General features: G+C 39.4%; 15 protein-coding genes, 1 tRNA gene and 3 pseudogenes. 8 read left to right on the forward strand and 11 right to left on the reverse strand.

Annotated features, from left to right (window positions below):
* Positions 1-9: 9 nt before the first annotated feature.
* A complete protein-coding gene (locus A3217_RS02760) occupies positions 10-438 on the reverse strand; it encodes a DMT family transporter (protein ID WP_066387674.1) in 429 nt (142 codons plus the stop codon).
* Between the two features lie 127 nt (positions 439-565).
* Between A3217_RS02760 and A3217_RS02765 the strand changes: the two genes are divergently transcribed.
* From A3217_RS02765 to A3217_RS02795, 7 genes and pseudogenes are all read left to right on the forward strand, one after another.
* Entirely contained in the window at positions 566-1,270 is a 705-nt protein-coding gene (locus A3217_RS02765; RefSeq protein WP_066387676.1) for a uracil-DNA glycosylase family protein, read from the forward strand.
* The gene (locus A3217_RS02770) at positions 1,267-2,481 is read left to right on the forward strand and encodes a type 1 periplasmic-binding domain-containing protein (RefSeq protein WP_066387677.1); all 1,215 of its coding nucleotides are present in this window, start codon (positions 1,267-1,269) and stop codon (positions 2,479-2,481) included. Before A3217_RS02765 ends, A3217_RS02770 begins: the two co-directional genes overlap by 4 nt.
* A 67-nt stretch (positions 2,482-2,548) precedes the next feature.
* A pseudogene (locus tag A3217_RS02775) lies at positions 2,549-3,142 on the forward strand (YkgJ family cysteine cluster protein); the annotation flags it as partial.
* 34 nt (positions 3,143-3,176) lie between these two features.
* Positions 3,177-4,430 (forward strand): tetratricopeptide repeat protein, encoded by a 1,254-nt coding sequence (locus A3217_RS02780; protein ID WP_066387681.1) that lies wholly within the window; start codon positions 3,177-3,179, stop codon positions 4,428-4,430.
* An 81-nt stretch (positions 4,431-4,511) separates the two neighbouring features.
* A complete protein-coding gene (locus A3217_RS02785; RefSeq protein WP_066387682.1) occupies positions 4,512-5,474 on the forward strand; it encodes a chemotaxis protein in 963 nt (320 codons plus the stop codon).
* A gap of 55 nt (positions 5,475-5,529) precedes the next feature.
* A complete protein-coding gene (gene nspC, locus A3217_RS02790) occupies positions 5,530-6,732 on the forward strand; it encodes a carboxynorspermidine decarboxylase (protein WP_066389696.1) in 1,203 nt (400 codons plus the stop codon).
* Between the two features lie 3 nt (positions 6,733-6,735).
* Positions 6,736-7,716 (forward strand): tRNA dihydrouridine synthase, encoded by a 981-nt coding sequence (locus A3217_RS02795; protein WP_197456917.1) that lies wholly within the window; start codon positions 6,736-6,738, stop codon positions 7,714-7,716.
* Positions 7,717-7,740: 24 nt separating this feature from the next.
* Here A3217_RS02795 and A3217_RS02800 read toward each other — a convergent pair whose 3' ends face one another.
* Positions 7,741-8,829 carry a hypothetical protein gene (locus tag A3217_RS02800; RefSeq protein WP_066387685.1) on the reverse strand — a complete coding sequence of 363 codons (1,089 nt, stop codon included), beginning with the start codon at positions 8,827-8,829 and terminating at the stop codon, positions 7,741-7,743.
* Positions 8,830-8,838: 9 nt separating this feature from the next.
* Positions 8,839-10,636 (reverse strand): annotated as a pseudogene (locus A3217_RS02805) (MBOAT family O-acyltransferase).
* Positions 10,637-10,749: 113 nt separating this feature from the next.
* On the opposite strand from A3217_RS02805, the gene A3217_RS02810 reads away from it, so the two are divergent.
* A complete protein-coding gene (locus A3217_RS02810; RefSeq protein WP_066387687.1) occupies positions 10,750-11,334 on the forward strand; it encodes a NanQ anomerase/TabA/YiaL family protein in 585 nt (194 codons plus the stop codon).
* A gap of 21 nt (positions 11,335-11,355) precedes the next feature.
* Here A3217_RS02810 and A3217_RS02815 read toward each other — a convergent pair whose 3' ends face one another.
* From A3217_RS02815 to A3217_RS09665, 8 genes and pseudogenes are all read right to left on the reverse strand, one after another.
* A complete protein-coding gene (locus A3217_RS02815) occupies positions 11,356-13,590 on the reverse strand; it encodes an endonuclease MutS2 (RefSeq protein ID WP_066387691.1) in 2,235 nt (744 codons plus the stop codon).
* Between the two features lie 74 nt (positions 13,591-13,664).
* Positions 13,665-14,693 carry a hypothetical protein gene (locus tag A3217_RS02820; RefSeq protein WP_066387694.1) on the reverse strand — a complete coding sequence of 343 codons (1,029 nt, stop codon included), beginning with the start codon at positions 14,691-14,693 and terminating at the stop codon, positions 13,665-13,667.
* Positions 14,694-14,702: 9 nt separating this feature from the next.
* Positions 14,703-16,496, reverse strand: coding sequence for an MBOAT family O-acyltransferase (locus tag A3217_RS02825; protein ID WP_066387696.1), 1,794 nt, complete (start codon positions 16,494-16,496; stop codon positions 14,703-14,705).
* A gap of 70 nt (positions 16,497-16,566) precedes the next feature.
* Positions 16,567-17,286 (reverse strand): serine O-acetyltransferase, encoded by a 720-nt coding sequence (cysE, locus tag A3217_RS02830; protein ID WP_066387698.1) that lies wholly within the window; start codon positions 17,284-17,286, stop codon positions 16,567-16,569.
* A 33-nt stretch (positions 17,287-17,319) separates the two neighbouring features.
* Positions 17,320-19,170, reverse strand: a complete 1,851-nt coding sequence (gene speA, locus A3217_RS02835; RefSeq protein WP_066387700.1) for an arginine decarboxylase — start codon at positions 19,168-19,170, stop codon at positions 17,320-17,322.
* 143 nt (positions 19,171-19,313) lie between these two features.
* Positions 19,314-19,391: transfer RNA gene (locus A3217_RS02840), tRNA-Pro, on the reverse strand.
* 260 nt (positions 19,392-19,651) lie between these two features.
* Positions 19,652-20,866, reverse strand: a complete 1,215-nt coding sequence (locus A3217_RS09660; protein WP_417935357.1) for a methyl-accepting chemotaxis protein — start codon at positions 20,864-20,866, stop codon at positions 19,652-19,654.
* Between the two features lie 36 nt (positions 20,867-20,902).
* A pseudogene (locus A3217_RS09665) lies at positions 20,903-21,724 on the reverse strand (Cache 3/Cache 2 fusion domain-containing protein); the annotation flags it as partial.
* Between the last annotated feature and the right edge of the window lie 7 nt (positions 21,725-21,731).

Consider the following 21,731-nt stretch of genomic DNA (forward strand, 5'->3'; position numbering starts at 1 on the left):
TATTCCTTTTTAGAATTTTTGTGAAACTTCATCAAGCCTGAGATTCTCATTCAATTCATTTATGAGCTTAGAATCCTCGCTGACCTGATCTTTGCTAACGATTTTTAAACCGATAATGCCAACTAGTAAAAATGCGATGAGAGCGAGTTTTATCCACGAAAACTCCTCGCCAAAAATAAAGATTTCAAAAAGAACAACGTCCGCTGCGCCAATTCCCACAAAGACCGAATACGCAATGCTGACTTCAACTTTGCGACAAACAACAAGCATCGCACAAAATGAGAATAAAATCCCAGCACCTGTGAGGATATAAAGCGCGAAACTATCGGCATATTTGAGCCCACTAACCCAAAAATATTCAACAATTCTGCCCAAGACAATGAGAATCCACGCCTTATTTGTGCTTAAATTTGCGCGCGTATTCTTAGTCGTATGCAACAGATTCTCCTAAGATTGTGATTTTTAAAGTCGCGAATTTTAGAAAAAATGCAATGAGATTTTTAGCAATACAAAGGAAAATGCGGGTAAAATGCGCGGGAATTTTTTCAGATTTTAAGGGAATTTGATGCCTTCACAAGTTTATAAACTCCTTTTTTTGAAGCGCTTGTATTTGCAAAAAATGTGTTCCCAGTGCTTTTGTGAGCCTTTAAATCCCAGCATTCACGCACCAAATACAACGCAAAAACTTCAAACCATCGGTGGTGGAAGTTTGGAATCTAGCATTGCAACTTGCGCGTTGTGTGCGCGGGCTAAAAACACAAATGCACGCACAAGCGGCTTTGTGGCAAAAGATTGTAAAGTGTGTTTTATCACCACAAATCCACTTCTTGATGGCACAATGCGGAGCGCACAAGCTCAAGGCGCGCAGATTCAAAGTGGCGCTATAAATGTGCCAAAATTTTTACAAAACAAATCCGCAAAAATGCTTCAAAATATGATTGAGCGCGTGTTTTTGCTTCCCTTGCAATCTTGTTCGATACTTTCGCTTTTAAAATGTCCCATCGAGCTTGAACCAACAAGCGAAGAGATAAGCGCGTGTATCCCGTTTTTGCGCGCACAGCTAGATTCTATTAAGCCAGAAGTTATTGTGATTTTTGGCGCGCTTGGGGGAAGGTATTTGCTAGGAGAGGGGGAAAGCGAGCGAGGGAGAATTTTATGGCATAATGCGAGACGTTTTTTGCTGACTTATTCACTTAATGAAATTATGCGTAATCCATCGTTAAAACCACAAGTTATGCAACATTTGCTTGTCGCTAGGGGAGTGCTATGAAAAAACTTTTATTATTGTGTTTGCTTGCAAGTGCAGGCTTTGCAAAGAGCTATATTATCTCACCATTGCCTTTGCCAAAGCAGGAGATTCTCAATCTCGAAACAGAATCTTGCAATAAAAAATGCCTGCTGTCTTTATACGAGCAGGGGCAGTATTTTTCATTTGTAGCGCGCTTTGAAGATGAGGAAGATTCTGACTTGCGCGCAAAGCTCGCACTTTCTTTACAGAATCTTGCGATTTTGGACATTCCAACTTCGCCCAAAAACACCACTGCAAAGGTGAAACTCGGGCTTTTAATGCCAAAAAAGGTGATTAGACATTATTTTTATACAAGCATTGATACGATACTTTCTTACTTAATGGCGCGTGGCTGGGACTTCAGCTTTGAAGTGTTTAACACAGATACGGAAGATACACAAGCCATAGAATCTGCGTATAAGAGGGCGATTGAGGCAAAGAGCGATTTTATCATTGGCGTTTTTACCACAAATGGCGCAAAAGAGCTTGCAAGCAATATCAAAATCACCACGCCGATTTATTTGCCAACGATAAATATTCACCAAATAGGAGATATAAAAGCGCCTAAGAATCTGTATTTTGGCGGGGTGGATTATGAAAGCCAGATTGAGCTTTTGTTGCATTTGAGTGAAAATGAAAAAATCGTTGCCTACAATGACAAATCCCCGACAGGGCAATATTTAGGAGAGCTTTTACGCACGAAAAGCCCAAACGTGGTTTTTGAGCAAGAGATTGAATCTGCCACTGCAAAGCGCTTTATGAATGTGCTTGCCTCGCAAGAGCAGTATTTGCAAGATGGTGTAGTGATTTTTAACACGCAAGCTGCGCGCACAGGGCTTATGATGTCTCAAATCGCTTTAGGCAAGGCAAAACCAAAGAAAATGCTTTCTACGCAAGTGAGTTATGATTCTAAAATCTTTGAGCTTGTTCAGCCAGAGGATAGGAAAGAATTTTATGTGGTGAGTATGATTGGCGCGCTCAATCCAAAAATTGTGGAATACGCCGCGCTTCTTGGGCGGGATTTAAAGTATGACTGGGTGAATTACTCAACAGCTGTGGGCGTGGAGCTTTTGCTTGGTGCTCAGATTGAGGAGAGAGAGCGTTATTTCAAGGAATTTTTCTTAGACAATCAAGTTTCTTACACAAATCGCGTGTATAAAATTTCAGGAAAAAGCTTTTATGAATACCGCTAAGAATCTCGCTCATAGTGGTAATAGCGCCTCAAAAACTACAACTTTCAAAACACTTGATGGTTATTGCTTTGGCTTTGATGGGAGCAAATGCGAGGAATGCGGCGGGAAGTGCTGTGCGGGAGAGAGTGGCTATGTGTTTTTAAGCATTGCCGAAATGCAAGAAATTGCGCGATTTTTAGGCGTAGGATTTGAAGTTTTCACGCAAAAATATGTCCGCAAAGTAGGGTATAAATTTTCTCTGCTAGAAAAGATTCCAAAAATGCAAGCCCAAGATTCTAAAAAACCCAAACAACTAAAAAATGCCGAGTATGGACGCGAATCGGAGGCGAATCGGGATTCATTCCAGCGAGGTGATACATCTATTGGAATAGATTCCAATCAACCAAACAGCGTTGCAGAATCTGCAGATTCTATCAATCAGAAAAACGTCAAGTGTGGGCGCGCAACGCAGTGGAGCGGAGGCGAAGCGGGATTCATTCCCGCGCAGACGATACAATCTAATGGAATAGAGTGCATTTTCTTTGAAAATGGCAAATGTGCCATTTACCCCGTGCGCCCTAAGCAGTGCAGGGATTTTCCATTTTGGGAATCGCATAAAATTTTAGACGCAGATTCTAAAAAAGCCTTAGTGCTTGAGTGCAAAGGGATTATATTTTTTTAGCTAAATTTTCAATTTTTGATAAGAGGGATAAAGAGTGATAAGAAAGATTTTAATATTGTGTTTTTGCGTGAGCTTGGGATTTGGGGCGTTTAGTGAGGAAGATTCTATGTTTGAAGCGCTAGATTTGCAAGAATCTGGAAAATTGCGCGAGGCTCGGGATTTATACCTTGTGCTTTATGAAGAAACAAAAAAGATTCAGTATCTTAAAGAAAGCATTATGCTTTCTAGCGCCTTTGAAAACCCAAGTATCGTGCTTTCTTATATCAAAGACTATCAAAACGCGACAGACAATGCGCCAAACTTGGATATTTCAAAAGTCTTGCTTGATACTTATATAAAGCTTAATGACGTACCAAACGCACTCAAAGTCGCCAAGGAAATTCAGGAGCAAGAGGATAGCCCGCAGATTCACAATGTGCTAGGGGTAATTTATATCACAATGGGTGAGAAAAAAAAGGCAATTGAGGAATTTAGCTGGGTGTATGAAAATCTCGGCACGCAAGAAGCGCTTGCAAGACTTTTGGGGCTTTTGGAGGAGGATAATCAATACCAGCGCGCGTTGGAACTTTTAGATTCTTTTCTTGCCAAAAATCCTTGTGAGCCGCAATTTTGCCAGCAAGCACTCGGCTTTTACATCAAAGGTATGCAAACTGAAAAGATAGAATCTCTGCTTAAAAAACGTTATGACGATGAGCCAAATATCGCTAACGCGCAAAGCCTTATTGCCATTTATGCGTTTAGGAAAAAATATTCTCAAGCACTAGAGATTGCTAATAGCTATCCTTTTGACCCAAAATTTCTCATCGGGCTTTATGTCGGCGCAAAAGACTATAAAATGGCAACCTCAAGCGCCCTGCAAGCGTATAAAAACACCAACAATGCGCTGTATCTTTGTTATAGTTATTTGTATGAATTTGAGAGCCTTGAAAATGCCGATAAAAATGCTGTCAAAAAGCTAGCAAACAAAATGCAAGACGCAATCGAGCTACTCAAAAAAGATTCTATTCCAGATTCTTTGCAAGCGCAGGATTTTGCGATTTTTTACAATTTCATCGGCTACACATTGATTGATTATGAAATCGACATAAACAAGGGCATTGAGTTTGTTAATCTCGCGCTAGAGATTGACCCAGATTCTGTGGCGTATTTAGATTCTCTAGCGTGGGGGTATTACAAGCAAAAGCAATGCGGGAAAGCAAAAGAAATTTTTGCAAAGATTCCCAAAAATGAAATACAAGAAGATGATGAGCTAATAAAACATTCTAGCGCGCTAGATTTATGTAATTAATTGCATATTTCTTGCAATTTTGTGCTAAAATCCTAGAAAATTCTTTAGCTTTAAGATTTGTTAAAAAAGAGAGGGTGAGCGATGAGTGCGAGTATGTCAAAAATCGATCAAGTAACCAGCCTGCACAAAAATAACGAATTGCAGCTTTTGTGCTTTCGTTTGGAGAAGGGCAGGGATTTGTATGCGGTGAATGTCTTTAAAATCCGCGAAGTTATCAAATATAGTGGTTCTTTAACGATTGTAAGCCACGAGGCAAATTCCCTTGTAGAGGGGCTTATCACCATCAGAGAGATGACAATTCCGCTCATTGATATGCGTAAATGGTTTTTTTATGACCCAAAGCAAAAGAGTAAAGACTTGCGCGGATGTTCTATCAAGCGCGAAAAGGGCGAAGATGATATTGTGATGATTTGTGAATTTTCGCGTTGGACCATTGGGGTGAGAATCTATGAAGCTGATAGAATCTTAAACAAAAAATGGACAGAAATAGAGCAGAGCGCAGGTGTAGGCGGTAGCGGGCAAAATGGCAAGCTCGTATCGCGCACGCGCTATTTTGATGGATCGCTCGTGCAAGTGGTGGATATTGAAAAAATGCTCACAGACGTGTTTCCGTGGATTGAAAAAGAAAAAGAAGAGGAAATGCAAAAAGTCTCTCAAGTCCAAGCGACAAAATGTATCCTCCTCGCAGATGATAGCCCAAGCGTGCTTAGGACAATGCAAGTTATCCTTAATCGCATAGGCGTGGTGCATTATGACTTTGTAAATGGCAGAAAGCTCCTTGATTATGTGTCTTCTCCAACGACAGATATTAGCACGATTGGTATGGTTATCACAGACTTAGAAATGCCAGAGGCTAGCGGATTTGAAGTGATAAAGCAAATGAAGTCAAATCCACAAACCGCACATATTCCAATTGTGGTAAATTCCTCAATGAGTGGCAGTAGCAATGAGGATATGGCGCGCAGTCTCAACGCAGATGAATTCATCTCAAAATCAAATCCTGTGGATATTGAAAACGCTATTAAAAAGCTAATGCTCCACTAAGGCGCGGGCTTTGAATGAGAGAATCGAGCTTAACACGCTCACCCCAAGCCCCCAAATTTTAGAATCTATCCCCACGCCTTGCTATGTTTTAGAGCAGGACAAACTGAATTATAATTTAGAAATCCTTTCACGCGTTCAGAATCTTAGCGGTGCGAAAATCCTCCTAGCGCTCAAAGGTTATGCGTTTTGGCGTCGTTTTGAAAAGTTGCGTGAGATTCTTAGCGGAAGCACAGCTAGCGGTCTGTATGAGGCAAGATTGGGATTTGAAGAAATCGGCGGATTTAAGCAAGGCAAGGAAGTGTGCGTCTTTAGCCCAGCGTATAAAGAGGTGGATTCTCTTTTGCCTTTTGCCACGCATATTATTTTTAATTCTTTTCATCAGCTTGCGCGCTTTGCCCCACTTGTGAAAGAGCATAATAAAAACGCGGAATTTTCCATTAGTATAGGCTTGCGGATAAATCCGCTGTATAGCGAGGTGGAGACTGAGCTTTATAATCCTTGCGCGCGTTTTTCACGTCTTGGTATCACGCCAGATTCGTTTGAAAAGGGTTTGCAAAAATATGGAAGTGAGATTTTACAAAATATCGAGGGCTTGCATTTTCATACGCATTGTGAGCAGGACTCAACTGCGCTTGCCCATACTTTGCCATATGTAGAAAAGCACTTTGGCGCGTATTTCAAGGGGTTAAAGTGGCTTAATTTTGGTGGCGGACATCATATCACAAGATATGATTATGATGAGAATCTGCTAATTAAACTCATACAAGATTTTAAAGCGCACCATCATTTAGAGGTGTTTTTAGAGCCCGGTGAAGCGGTGGGTTGGCAAGTTGGCTTTCTTATCGCAAGTGTGGTTGATATTGTGGAAAATGAAAAGCAAATTGCGATTTTAGATGTGAGTGCGAGCGCGCATATGCCTGATTGCCTTGAAATGCCATACCGCCCGAGCGTGTATAAGGTAAGCAAAGGTGCTATTGAAGCTGATAAAGGCGAGCAGAGCGCGCGTTATTGTTATCGCTTTGGCGCACATACTTGTTTGGCTGGCGATGTTATAGGGGATTTTAGCTTTGATTCAAAGCTTGAGATTGGCGATAGGGTGGTGTTTTGTGATATGTTGCATTATACAATCGTAAAAAACACAACTTTTAATGGCGTGGAACTGCCCTCACTTGGCGTGATTGAACGCGATGAAAATGGAATGGAAAATTTTAAGATTCTCAAAACCTTTGACTTTAGCGACTACAAAGAGCGCAATTAAATGATTAATTTTGACAATCTTCTTATGCTTGCACCGATGGCGGGCTACACGGATTTGCCATTTCGTGCGATGGTAAAAAATTTTGGTGTGGATATTAGTGTGAGTGAGATGATAAGCTCGCACGCGCTTGTGTTTAATAATCAAAAAACGCTCAAAATGATTGAAAAAGACTGCATAGAATCCCCCTTTTCCGTGCAAATTTCTGGCTCAAAACAAGAGATTTTACAACGCGCGGTGGAGATTCTCAACCAAAAAGATGGGATTGATATTATTGATTTAAATTGTGGCTGTCCCGCGCCAAAGGTGGCAAATCACGGCAACGGAAGCGGGCTTTTGAAGGATTTAAATCTCCTTGTAAAATGCGCTAATCTCATCAAGCAAACAAGCACGAAACCCTATACCAGCCTAAAACTGCGACTTGGCTTTGATAAAAAAATCCCACTTGAGCTTGCAAGCGCGATTAATGATACAAATGTGGATTTTGTCGTGGTGCATGGACGCACGCGCGCTGATGGATATAAAAAAGAGCGGATTGATTATGATTCTATCGCGCTTATAAAAAAGCATATCAAAATCCCGCTTATTGCCAATGGTGAGATTACAAGCGCGCAAGTTGCGCGCAGTGTGTGTGAGAGGACAGGTGCAAATGGCGTGATGATAGGCAGGACTGCGATTAAGGCGCCGTGGGTGTTTTGGCAGATTAAAAACAACACAGATTCCATGCCCTCACTCGTGCTTAAAAACCTCGTGTTAGAGCATTTTGACAAGATGATTAGTTTTTATGGTGAGCGGGGCGTGGTGATGTTTCGCAAGAATCTGCACGCGTATAGCAAGGGCTTAAATGGTGCGCACGAGTTTAGAAATGTCGTTAATTCTATGACCCAAAGCTCACAAGCTCGCGCAAAAATCGAGGAGTTTTTCACGCAAGAGTCCAAATTAAGCGAATTTCCGCAACTTGTAACGCTCAATAAACGCACAAGCTAAGGATTTACACTAATCACAATGTGTTTAGATTCTTCTATCCTCTTTTGCTCTAAAATCACAGCCTGGTAGCATTTCCGCATTTTGTGCTATGTTGTTATGTATCGATTCAAGGTAGGATTCTATATTCTCCTTATCAAGCCACACGCCAAAGCTTGATGGCAACTTCACGCTTTTGTCATCAAAAATGCGTGCCATAATGAGATTGCCAATCTTTGGCTTAAAATGCCAGCCATAGTCATCAAAATTATCCTTTTCCAAAGTGATTTCATTAACTCCATAAAAACTAATTACGCGCGCTTTGGTTGTTTTTACAAGCAGGGACAAAGCTTGAAAATATTGCTGTTCGATGGAGTTGTGTGGGTCATTATATTTTTGAAAAAGCGCATAAAATGGGGCGTATTTTGGAAAGATGATAAAAATATCTTTAGAATCTGCGAGTTTTGCTAGGGTAAGCACATCGTCATAATTTATTTCGTAGTCGTAGTATATTTCTGATTTGTCATCAAAGTTTTTATCAAAATATCTAGATTCTATAAATTTTGGACTATTTTTTTGAGGGATTTGAGAATCATCATCTAGAATTTTTTGATTGTATGGCAAGCGCGTAAGAAGATCTTTAATAAAAGTTGCAGTATCTAGCAAGTCAGTCCAAAAAACAGGAGTTGCATTTTCAAATGCGGGTTTAAGGCGCTTTTTTAAACTATACTCCTTTCGATTGATGTTGAGCGAAAATGTATCAAAGCCAAGCAAGAAATTTTTCCCATTTTCTTTTACTTTCTGTGTTAAAAATAAAAGCTCTTTTAAGCTCGCACCACCCATACCAAGCCTAATGCTATGCTTGTTTAAATATTTACTTAATAAGACATAATCAATATATTCTGTGCGTGAAGTGCCAATCATATAATATGGTGCTTTTGCCTCAACACGCGGTTTGTAGAGAGCTATTTTTGAGCTTGTTAAGTGTTTTGCATGTTTATTTTGCGTGCTTTTTAATCCATAAATATCAGCAAAATAATTGATTGCAAAGCATATGGGCACACCGATAAAAAACACAACACACACAATCTTTGCAAAAGCATTATAGCTTAGAGATTTATTAAAAAACTTCCACATAAAACAACCTTAAAAATTAAAATAAATAAACTCGCTAGAGTTGTGAATCCCAAGCACTATCAAAGAGCCAAAAAGCGCATAGAGGGTAAAGAAAAGCGTGAAAAGAGTAGGGCGGAATTTTTGCAAATATTCAAATGAATTTCTGCAGACAATCACAAGCATAAACACCCCAAACAGCGCACCAAAAACTATAAATGAGCTTTCATCAATCGCGCTTGCCCAAGCCTCAAACCCCACCCCAAATGCCTTTAAAAATCCAAGTTTAGATTCTAAAAAACTAGGCAGGATTATTGCCCCGCTAAACATTCCTTTAATAAGATTTAACGCCCCGCTAATATTTTCTGCCCTAAAGAAAATCCAAGAGAGATTGATAAAATTAAAGGTAAGAAACCAATAAAAAAACATTAAGAATTTTTGTTTGAATGGGAGATTAAGTGTTTTTTGATTGTTTGGAGTGGCATTTTTTAGTTGTTTGGAATCTAAGATTCTATCAAGTTGTTTGGTGGTTTTGGATTCTGCAATGTTGTTTTGTTTGTAAGAATCTGTTGTGTCATCACAAATGTTGCCAAGAGACAAATCTTTATAGATTCTATGAACTACCATTGCCACCCCGTGCATCACACCCCACACCACAAATCCCCACCCAGCGCCGTGCCACACACCGCTTAAAAACGCCACAATAAAAAGATTTCTTAGAGTGAGAATCTTATTGATTAGCACATAATGCAGAGTGCTTTTATATTTTTCATTACGATTGCCACCAAGTGGGATATAAACATACTCTTTAAGAAAGCGTCCAAGACTCATATGCCACCTACGCCAAAAGTCTGCAATATTACGCGCTTTGTAAGGAGAGTTGAAATTAAGCGGTAAGGTAATACCAAAGAATAACCCAAGCCCAATAGCCATATCACAATAACCACTAAAATCAAAATATAATTGAAATGTGTAGCTAAGACTTGTCGCCCAAGATTCAAAGAAATTAAGCACAGCACCATTTTCCACTGCACTAAAGCCAGCATTTGCCCATTTAGCAAAAGAATCTGCAATAACTATCTTTTTAAACAATCCAATAGAAAAGATGAAAAGTCCCTTAGCAATATATTCCTTTCTTGCTTGCTTTGAATAAAGAGAATCTTGCAATGTTTTAAATTGTGGCATCATCTCTTTATGATGGACTATTGGTCCTGCAATTAATTGTGGAAAAAATGTCACAAACAAACAATAATCTAAAAACTCTGAAGCACTTACACAATACTGCCTAGGAGATTTGTAGCAATCTACAAGATAAGCAATTTGTTGGAATGTAAAAAATGAAATTGCCAAAGGCAATACAATATGTGGCAGTGGTATGGTGAAATCTAGGTGCAAAAGCTGACTAAAGAGGTTAAAGTTTTCTAATAAAAAATCTGTGTATTTAAAAAATCCTAGTAAGGCGAGGTTGAAAATAATGCCAAGGATTAGGAAAAACTTGCAAAAATTCTTTCTACTGCCCCCCCCCCTCTTTGGCTAAAAAAGAAGTGTTTATGCAGGGTTTTGTATGGAGTGTGGATTGAAGAGTTTGTGGAAATAACTTAGAATCTCCTCGCCACGATAAAGTGATGGCAAGAGAAATCAGGAAATTTATAACAATTGAACCAAGCAAAATAGGCAGGTATTCTACCTTCCAAAAGGCATAGAAAAAAAGCGAGGCAAATACTAAAAAGATTTTACTTGCATTATATGCACTAAAATAACGCAATGCATAATAGCCAATCCATACAAAAGGTAAAAACACAAAGATAAAGACATAAGAGGAAAATATCATTGTTAGCCTTATTTGGTGATGTTGTGAAAGGTTGTGAGTGTGGGATTGTAGCAAAATAAGGTGGAAAAAGCTATAATTTGCGCGTAGTTTTAAAGGTTTAAAAGGAGGTGACTATGGCACTTATAGGGCATTTGTCGCAGTTTGAAGGGTTTTTTGCACGTTATCCGACGCTTGAGAATGTGGTTGCGTATTTGCAAGAATGTATGAAATCAAGTCCTGTGCGTTCGAGGATTTTGGCACTTGGCACGCAAGGCGATACAATTAATGAAATAGCTTTTAATCAAAATTTCCGCATAGAAATGCGCTATGATTTAGGAAATGGCATTAGCGCCATCGAGCAGACTTATGCGCTCAAAAGTCCCAAAGAAGCGTTTTTTGAGACACATAGGAAGTATGTGGATTTGCAGTTTTGTGTAGATGGGGGCGAATATATGCTCATAGGGCATAGAGGGGATTTTGAGGTTTTGGAGACTTATGATGAGGGCAAGGATTTGATTGTGTATAAAAATCCGTTAGCAAACTGCGCGTTTGAGCCTTATAGCGCGGATTTTCCAATACATAGAATCTCGCTTCACGCTGGGATTCTAGCTATATTTTTCCCCGATGATGTGCATGCCGGAGGGTTAGATTCTGTAAATTCTAAATTGAATAATCCCAAAAAAAGCGTGCTTAAAGTGCCGGTGGAATTGTTTCATTAATAAAACACAATCAAAATTTACCTACAACCTTACAAGCTTTGCGCCAAAGCCACCCATATTTGGTGGCGCATCGCTAAAGCTTAGCACCTTTGGGTGTTTTTTGAGAAACTCTACCACCGCTACACTTAGCTTTCCGCTACCAATCCCGTGCATTATTAGCACTTCATCAAATCCCGCGATGAGCGCATTTGACAAAAATTCCTCCATCATCTCTTGTGCCTCTTCTACGCGTTTTCCGTGCAAATCAAGACTAGGGCTTGTGCCTTTTTGCATTGCATTGCACTCAAGCGAAAGTTTGATATTTTGGCTAGGTTTTGATGTTTTATGCAGATTTTTTGCCTGCACTTTTACGCGCTTGCCATCTTCTGTCTCAAGGAGCAAATACTTGCTTTCAACCGCGTAAATCTGCCCCCTTGTATTGCTAAATTTCACAAAATCACCAACTTTGAGTGGCTCGCTTTTTTGGTGTAGATTCTGTATTTTATGAGAATCTTTTGTCATCTTTTGCTTAGAATCTTGCAAACTCCTATGCGCGCTATTTAGCGCCTTGTGGATTATCTTATTATCATTTTCTTTCATAACGCTTTTGAGCTCATTAAGCGCGTTTAGGTAGGTTTTTTGCAACGCACGCTCTTGGGTTTTTAGCGCAGATTCTCGCTCTTGCTCTTGGGCTTTTAGCATTTCAAGTTTTGAATCTAGCTTTGTTAGCTTTTTGTCATATTCCGCGATTTTTGCTTGCAGCGTGAGCTCGAGTGTGCTTGAACGCTCGATTAAATCATTTAATCGTTCCCTGTCCGCGCCATAAAATTCCTTTGCCTGTGCGATAATATTGCTGGGAATCCCATAGCGCAGGGCAGTTTCAAACGCATAGCTTTTGCCAATGCTTCCTTGTAAAAAAGCAAATTGTGGGCGAGAATTTTTTTCATCATAAAGTGCCGCGATAAGTCCCACATCGCTTCTGTGTGCCATTATCGCGCTTAGACGTTTGTGGTGCGTGGTGAGAATAATTCTACAATCTTTGGTGCTTAAAAATTCTAGCAAGCTTTTATACAAGCTCGCCGCCTCATCAGAATCCGTGCCTAGCTCGATTTCATCAATGCCGAGCAAAAAATGGTTTTGCTCCAAAATTTTTGAAAACTTTAGCATTCTGCCTGCAAATGTGGAAATATCATTTTTGCTATTTTGTGGGTCAGAGATGATGGCAGAAATGTTCTTAAACGCCACTAGTCGTGATTTGTGCGCGTTAATCTTGCAGGGAAGAAGATACTTTGCCAGCAAACACGCGCTTAAAAGCGATTTTAAAAGCATTGTTTTTCCGCCGGCATTTACGCCGGTTATGAGCGTGATTTTTTTCTCAAAACTTATGTTAAGGGGTTTTGGATTTTTAAGCATAGGGTGACAAAACTCGCTCAAAGTAAGCACTCCAGAGGATTCTAGTTTATAAACAAACTCCAAATCATATGTCCTAGCAAAGTTTAGGCGTGCTTGTAGATGGTCAAATTTATCAAATTCCTTGTTAATAAAGCGCAAAAATAGAAAATGCTTGTTTAAGCGCGCACTTAAGCAAGTGCAAATCTCATAGGTAAGCATTTGCACCCTGTCATTAAGCGCGCTTTGCTTTGCCTTTAGCTCGCTCACACTTTGGGGTAGAACATAAAAAAACCCCGCACTTGAGCGCGCGATAATACTCCCAGAAAGCGCGTGTTGGAATCCAGCCTTAAGCAGCAAGCATTCATTTTGATTAAAAAGATGGATTTGAGAATCCACAAGATAAGGGGCGAGTTTTTGGCTTGATTTTAAGCGCGCAAAGGCGGAATTTATCTCTGTTTTAATGTTTGCAAGTGCGTGCTTTAGGCTATCAAGTTGTGGATAGATTCCCTCTTTTAATTCCGCTTTTTCGTCAAAAATTTCACTTAGCTCAAGCAAATTTGGCGGGATTTTAAGAGAATCTATCCACCTAAAAAGCGCCTTAGATTCTGGCAAAATAGCCTTTTTGAGATAAGAGAAATAGCGCAAAATTTTTACAAATTCAAAAATCTCTTCTAAATGCAAAGTGCCAAATTTTTGGATATGTTTAAGCGCATTTTCGAGATTCTCTAAAGGTGGAGGGGATTTTAATTGCAAGGATTCTAGCTCTTGAAGAAAACAAGAGAAAGTTTCCCTATCGCCTTCAAAAGTAAAGTTTTTTTGACGCGCAAAAAAGGTGCTAAATCGCGCGATAAAATCCTCCAAATCCAGCTCTGCTAAAAGTTGCATTGTGTTCCTTGTGTTTTAAGGAGGCATTGTAACATTTTTCTTAACAAGAAATTTGATTTTTTAAAATAATACAATCAGTCTAAAATCTCTAGCCCTTCTAGCATTTTTATAAAATTTATTGTGCGAAGTTTTGCCCCCTCACTATTAAGATGCAAGTTTGTATCGTAAAAATAGAGCTTTTCAAAGTGAAAATCTTTAAAATCCCCATAAAGCTGTATATGATGTTTGGCAAGCTGCATTTTTAGATTCTCTACTTTTTTGAAAGTCTTAGAATCTTGCAAGCTAAATTGTGGATTTTCTGCAGTTACGGGGTAGGTGAGAAATATTTTCATATCATTTTGCTTAGCAAAAGCCTCTAAGCGCCTGTATTGAGTTAAGAAAAAATCCGAAATCTCTACAAAATCTGGCAAATACTCTGATTGTATGTTGTGCATTGTGCCTTTTTGATAGACAAAATCTCCATAAGCATTTAGTGATTTAAAATCATATCCATAGTGTTTTTCTTCCCCGCTTTTTATGATGTTTTCCCATTGTGGTATGGGGCTAATATGCGCGTTAAGTCTCCCTTGTATTTGGCGTTTAAGCGTAAGGAGTGCTTTATAAAGATTTAAAGGCGCAAATGCGTTGAAGTATGTCTGCAAAATATCTTTTTTAGAAATGTATTCCGCATACCCCTCACCCCATAACAACATATTGTGAATATACCATTGATTAGCTTTTGGCTCGTGTTTTGTGTAGTAGTCAAATTCTAATGGCAAGAAAATATAATCCCTATTTTTTGCGTTTGCAATAATTTTATCCACATAGAAATTAAATGGCAAACCCGCGTGAGCGGCAAGATTGATTGGCTGAAGTTGTGTGTTTTCTTTGATTATCGCGCTATTAAAGCCAAAAAGAGAATTTGAGCCAGAAACAATTAAAAGTCGAGGTTTTTTGGTGGTTTGAGCGTTGATATATTCTTTTATCTTAAAAGTGTTCCTTAGCCATTCCTCGCCAAACATCAAAAAAGGCGGTATTTTCAGAGCATAAAGAACATAAAGCAATCCTCCAACAAACAACATATAGCCAAAAAATCCTCCAAAAAAACAGAGTATTTTTTTCAAAATTTCTCCTTAAAAATTAAAATACAAAAATTCAGGCGTGTAGCCCAAAACACCTAGTTGCCAAACACTCATTGCGCACAACAAACCTGCAAAAATCATTTTTTTATTATTGAGCTTTGTGGCGAGCTGGTGCGTGTTTTTCAACAAAAGTGTTATGCAAAGCCCAAGAATAATAAAGCTAGGAATTAGCAACGGCTTTTCACCAAAAACAGCCATAAAAGCCTCAAACCCCACCCCAAATGCCTTTAAAAATCCAAGTTTAGATTCTAAAAAACTAGGCAGGATTATTGCCCCGCTAAACATTCCTTTAATAAGATTTAACGCCCCGCTAATATTTTCTGCCCTAAAGAAAATCCAAGAGAGATTGATAAAATTAAAGGTAAGAAACCAATAAAAAAACATTAAGAATTTTTGTTTGAATGGGAGATTAAGTGTTTTTTGATTGTTTGGAGTGGCATTTTTTAGTTGTTTGGAATCTAAGATTCTATCAAGTTGTTTGGTGGTTTTGGATTCTGCAATGTTGTTTTGTTTGTAAGAATCTGTTGTGTCATCACAAATGTTGCCAAGAGACAAATCTTTATAGATTCTATGAACTACCATTGCCACCCCGTGCATCACACCCCACACCACAAATCCCCACCCAGCGCCGTGCCACACACCGCTTAAAAACGCCACAATAAAAAGATTTCTTAGAGTGAGAATCTTATTGATTAGCACATAATGCAGAGTGCTTTTATATTTTTCATTACGATTGCCACCAAGTGGGATATAAACATACTCTTTAAGAAAGCGTCCAAGACTCATATGCCACCTACGCCAAAAGTCTGCAATATTACGCGCTTTGTAAGGAGAGTTGAAATTAAGCGGTAAGGTAATACCAAAGAATAACCCAAGCCCAATAGCCATATCACAATAACCACTAAAATCAAAATATAATTGAAATGTGTAGCTAAGACTTGTCGCCCAAGATTCAAAGAAATTAAGCACAGCACCATTTTCCACTGCACTAAAGCCAGCATTTGCCCATTTAGCAAAAGAATCTGCAATAACTATCTTTTTAAACAATCCAATAGAAAAGATGAAAAGTCCCTTAGCAATATATTCCTTTCTTGCTTGCTTTGAATAAAGAGAATCTTGCAATGTTTTAAATTGTGGCATCATCTCTTTATGATGGACTATTGGTCCTGCAATTAATTGTGGAAAAAATGTCACAAACAAACAATAATCTAAAAACTCTGAAGCACTTACACAATACTGCCTAGGAGATTTGTAGCAATCTACAAGATAAGCAATTTGTTGGAATGTAAAAAATGAAATTGCCAAAGGCAATACAATATGTGGCAGTGGTATGGTGAAATCTAGGTGCAAAAGCTGACTAAAGAGGTTAAAGTTTTCTAATAAAAAATCTGTGTATTTAAAAAATCCTAGTAAGGCGAGGTTGAAAATAATGCCAAGGATTAGGAAAAACTTGCAAAAATTCTTTCTACTGCCCCCCCCCTCTTTGGCTAAAAAAGAAGTGTTTATGCAGGGTTTTGTATGGAGTGTGGATTGAAGAGTTTGTGGAAATAACTTAGAATCTCCTCGCCACGATAAAGTGATGGCAAGAGAAATCAGGAAATTTATAACAATTGAACCAAGCAAAATAGGCAGGTATTCTACCTTCCAAAAGGCATAGAAAAAAAGCGAGGCAAATACTAAAAAGATTTTACTTGCATTATATGCACTAAAATAACGCAATGCATAATAGCCAATCCATACAAAAGGTAAAAACACAAAGATAAAGACATAAGAGGAAAATATCATTGTTAGCCTTATTTGGTGATGTTGTGAAAGGTTGTGAGTGTGGGATTGTAGCAAAATAAGGTGGAAAAAGCTAGTTGTTGATTGTGCGCAAGAAATGCTCATATAGCGTTTTTAGTTCTTCTAGCTCTTTGGCGCAAGGCGCATTTTGCAAGTTTGGGGAGTTGTTTTCAAGAATCTGTATGCGCTTAAGAATGTATTCAAAGAGCACTCTGTCAATATCTGGGAGCTTGTTAAGCGCGCTTGCTTCTTTGGTGCGCCCTTTTGTGATGACGCGAGCAGGGATACCAACTGCGGTGCATTCTTGTGGCACATCTTTTATCACAACAGAATTTGCGCCAATCTTTGCATTTTGTCCAATCACAATATCTCCTAGCACTTTCGCGCCCGCACCTATAACCACGCCATTTTCAATCGTTGGGTGGCGCTTTTTTTTCTCTAAACTCACACCACCTAAACTCACACCTTGATAAATCGTTACATCATCGCCCACAATGGCAGTTTGCCCTATCACTACGCCCGTGGCGTGGTCAATAAAGACGCGCCTACCGATTTGTGCCTCCGGGTGAATATCAACATTTGTCAAAAAAATACTTAAGCCCGAAATAAAGCGTCCAAGGCGTTTAAAGCCCCTCACATAAAACCAATGCGCGATTCTATAATGCACTAGCGCGATAAGCCCCGGATAATTAAAAAACAGCTCAAAACTGCTCTGCAATGCAGGATCGCGCGTTTTGATAATCGCAAAATCCTCTCTTATCAAGCCAAAAAGCGAAAGTTTTTGTGAATCCATACCCTGCCTTTATGTTGTCAAAATACAGCCTACTTATTCCCCTTTTTTGCTAATGGTGCGTAAATAGCCATTTTCACTTAGCATAACATACAAGCGCCCAAGCACCTCTTTTTTCTCTTCGGATTCTAAATCCTGATTTTCCTCGATATACTGCTTCAAACGACGCTCAATCTCTTTTGTATCATAATCCAAATCATCAAGCACATCTAAAATCGTCTGCGCCTCTAAGGGCTTGCTAAGCTCATAGCCCTTGTTTAAATCATCATCAAATTCCACGCTAAATTCTGTGGGGTGCGTGAAAAGATTATGTCGCATACCAAGCACCTCTTGATACGCGCCTACTAAAAAAAAGCCCAAAAAATACTCCTCTTGCGTCACATCGACATCGTGCAAAAAAAGTGGTTTTTTCGCATCAAAAGCAATCTCTCCATCAGAATCACAAGTAATATCCCACAAGCTAGCACTTCTTGTTGGGCGGCGATTGAGCCTATCTAGTGGCATTACGGGGAAATTTTGCGCTAATCCCCAATAATCTGGCAAACTCTGAAAAAAGCTGCAATTTAGCAAATAACGTTCTTGGACTTGCTCTTGGATTCTGATGATTTCATTGTGATTTTTGTGCTTTAAAAGCTTAATGACTTTTTTGATGATGAGATGCACGAGCACTTCGGTATTTGAGCGGTCTTGCAAGTCGATATAGCCCAAATCAAAAAGCGTGAGCAGGGATTCCATATGATCAAAGCTATCGTGCAGATATTCAATCGCGCTTTTTTCACTCACGCTGTTATAAAGGTCATAAAGTTCCTCAACAAGCGGAGGATTTTTCTCTTTTAATTTCAGTGCTTTCTCGTCATATTCTTGGGAAAACAGCTCCAAAACAGGCGCCACCAAAACCGCGTGATTTGCGGCAATAAAGCGTCCAGATTCTATAAAAATATCTGGTTCTGGCTCTTTTTTATTTTTTGCAATTTCACGCAGGGAAAACACCACATCACCGCTAAATTCCCCAAGTGTGTAATTGCAATTATTCGCGCCTTCGTGCTGTGTGTATTCCACCGCAAGCCCACCGCCGATATTGACACTTTTTAGATTTTTCGCACCCTTTTTTCTTAGCTCCGCATAGATGTTTCCAGCCTCGCGCAGAGCTTTTTTGAGTGGCGAAATATCACTCATTTGGCTTCCGATATGAAAGTGAATCATCGTAAATTTGTGCAACAGATTCTCTTTTTTTAGCATCTCGATTGCTTGTAAAAGCTCTGTGCTTGTAAGCCCAAACTTTGAGTTTATCCCGCCACTTTTTGCCCACATACCAATGCCCGTGCTATGTAGGCGGATTCTAAGCCCGATATTTGGGTAAGGTTCGCCCATTTCTTTTGCTACCTCGATGATAGTTTCAAGCTCGTTGAGCCCTTCAATTGTAAGCGTGATATTATGTTTCATATTTGCCGCGATAAAGCCTAGACTTATCATTTCCTTGTCTTTGAAGCCATTTACGGTGATGGGCGTATTTTTGTTTGTATAAGCCATAGCTAAAATAAGCTCTGGCTTGCTCCCAGCCTCTAACCCATAATATAAATCCTTGCTTTGCTCCACAAGAGAAAGCACAAAGTTTGGCATTTGATTGACTTTAAGCGGGAAAACTGCCTTAAAATCCCCGTGATAGGAATATTCCTTGATAGCTTTTTGAAAGGCACAAAATAGTGTGTCAATTTGCTTTTTGATTAAATGTGGGAATCTTAGTAGTAGCGGACCTCGATAGCCATTATCGCGAATTTCTTGCACAATATCAATGAGTGCTGGCTTGGTTTTGTGGTTGATTTTTACACAACCATCATCGATGATAAAATTCCCATTACTCCAAAAATTGATGCCATAATCCACCATAATCACGCCTTTTGTTGGTTTTGCTTCGCCAAAAACAAAGAGCGGTAATTATACATTGAGAATCTTAAAGTTTTAAGGCTTCCTAGTTTGTTTCTTGTGGTTTGTTTCTTGTGAGTAGTTTTTGTGGATATCTTTAAATAAAGTGGTCGGAGTAGCGGGATTCGAACCCACGACCTCACCCACCCCAAGGGTGTGCGCTAGCCAGACTGCGCTATACTCCGATTTCTGAAAGCCTGATTATAGCAAGAGAAAACAAAGAAAATCCTAAAGCAAGCGCGATAAGATTCTATTCCTTTAATATAGTATCACCTTCGCGGGAGTGAATCCCGCTTCGGCTCCGCTTCGCGTTCATACTCGACATTTTTTAGTTGTTTGGAATCTAAGATTCTATCAAGTTGTTTGGTGGTTTTGGATTCTATTCCTTATAAATGTATCACCTTCGCGGGAGTGAATCCCGCTTCGCACAGAAATTTGAAATCTCCTAATATTTCTTCGTTGAAACATCTTCAAAGATTTTTCGCGAGATTTTTGCCATACTATTGCTAATCTCTTGGGAATGCTCCGCTACAGAAACATTATCTTTTGTCACATTTTCTAGCTCACTAATGGCTTGATTAATCTGTGTCATTCCCTCTGTTTGCTCTTTGATAGATTCTGCCATATCGTTGATACTTTGGACGAGGACATTTGTATTTGCTTCAATCTCGCTCAAAGACTTTTGCGTGCGCTCTGCCAGCTTCCTCACCTCATCAGCCACGACCGCAAAGCCTCTGCCGTGCTCACCTGCGCGTGCTGCCTCAATGGCTGCGTTTAAAGCAAGTAAGTTTGTTTGGTCTGCAATATCGCGGATAATGCCAATCACCATTTTAATATCCTCGCTTTGCTGCGTAACCTCGCTTGTGCGTTCATTCACATTTCCCATTGATGAGGCTATTTCCTCAATCGCGCTTGCACTTTGATTGATACTAGAAGCTTGCGTATTCACGCCATCTGTGATTTTATTTACAGATTCTGCTAAATCTTGCGAGATTTTATTGAGATGTTCGCTCACCGCAAGACGCGCTTTGAGAATAGTTACCATACTAGAGTGCAGGGTGTTGATACTTTGATAAAATTTCAGCATTTCACCTTCCATATTTTCCTCGCTCACACCCTCTCTAAAGTCCTCTTGCGTATATTTTTGCAAGGCGTGCATTCCAATACCAATATTATTTGCGGTTTGCTCTAGCGCCTCATTGATAAGTTTTTGAAGCTCTTTTAGGCTTGGATTATGCGGCTCTTTGCTCGCGCGGTGGCTCAAATGCCCGCGCTTGATGCTTTCAATCACTTCTAAAACATCCTGCAACGCCTGCCTATCTTGCTCAAAGCCTTTTTGAATCTTCACCATAGCTTCATTAACACCTTTTCCTATGTCGCCTAGCTCATCATTGCCGCGCGTTCTAATTGGTGCAGGCGCTTCGCCATCGTGATTGACATAAGAGAAAAATGCGAGAAGGGTTTTTGATAAACGTTTTATACGTTTTACAATAAATTTTCTAATCGCAAAAATACTCACTAGCAAAATCCCTAGAAGTAGTCCCAGTACGCCCAATAAAATCACACGTTCAATGAAAATATTATCCTCTGTAAAATCTGTCAAAAGTGCTTGCGTGATGATGTGCAAATTTATGTTTTTTAGATAAGCGCTGTAAAACATATAAGGTTTTTTATCGATTTTTAGTGTGTATAAGCCATCTTTGCGCTCTGTGATGAAGGTATTTTCATTGGGCTTGTTGCTCGCACCAAAGATAAATTTATTATTTCTTAAATCTGCAAGCACAATTTTGCCATTCTTGCCAATCTTTAGATTCTGTAAGTTTTTGATGAGATTTTCATATGTGTCTGTCAAACTATGCGCGACAAAGAAAATCCCAACAACTTCATTCTGTGCGTCTTTGACAGGCTCATACACAGCCATATAATCTGTGCCAAACAAACTCACGCGCCCATAGTAAGGCTTACCCTCACTTACATTTTTAAACGCCATAGAGTTGTGATCAAGGCTTGTGCCAAGCACACGATTTTTGTTTGCATCTTGAATAGATGTCGCAATGCGCACAAAATCATCCCTAGAATCTTTAACAAAAATAGTAGCCACATCTCCTGTAACACGTGAGAAATAATCCACAATTTCCAAAGAGTTTGCTAAAAGCACATTGTTGTAGCTTAAATTTGGCACTTGAATGCTTTGCTGGTCTGTCCGCCTAATCACCGTGACTTCACCCTCGCGCTTAAAGCTAGAGGTTGTTTTTGCACCGTGTAGCCTTGTAAGTATTGCTTCTAGAATATTGAATGATTTTTTGGACTCTAAAAGTATTTCATCAGAGAATATTTCAAGACTGCTGGCTAAAGCCTCATTTAGCTGCTCTAGCTCTTGCGTGACTTGATGGTGCGTGTGAGCGCTCATCACGCGATCCATAAAGACCCAAAACGGCACAAGCAGTACTAAAAAAACTAGAGTCTGCAAGACCATAAACTTATTATTAAGTGATAAATTTTTCCACAATGAATTCATTACAACT

Origin of the sequence: Helicobacter himalayensis (assembly GCF_001602095.1) — a bacterium.
Lineage (GTDB): Bacteria > Campylobacterota > Campylobacteria > Campylobacterales > Helicobacteraceae > Helicobacter_F > Helicobacter_F himalayensis.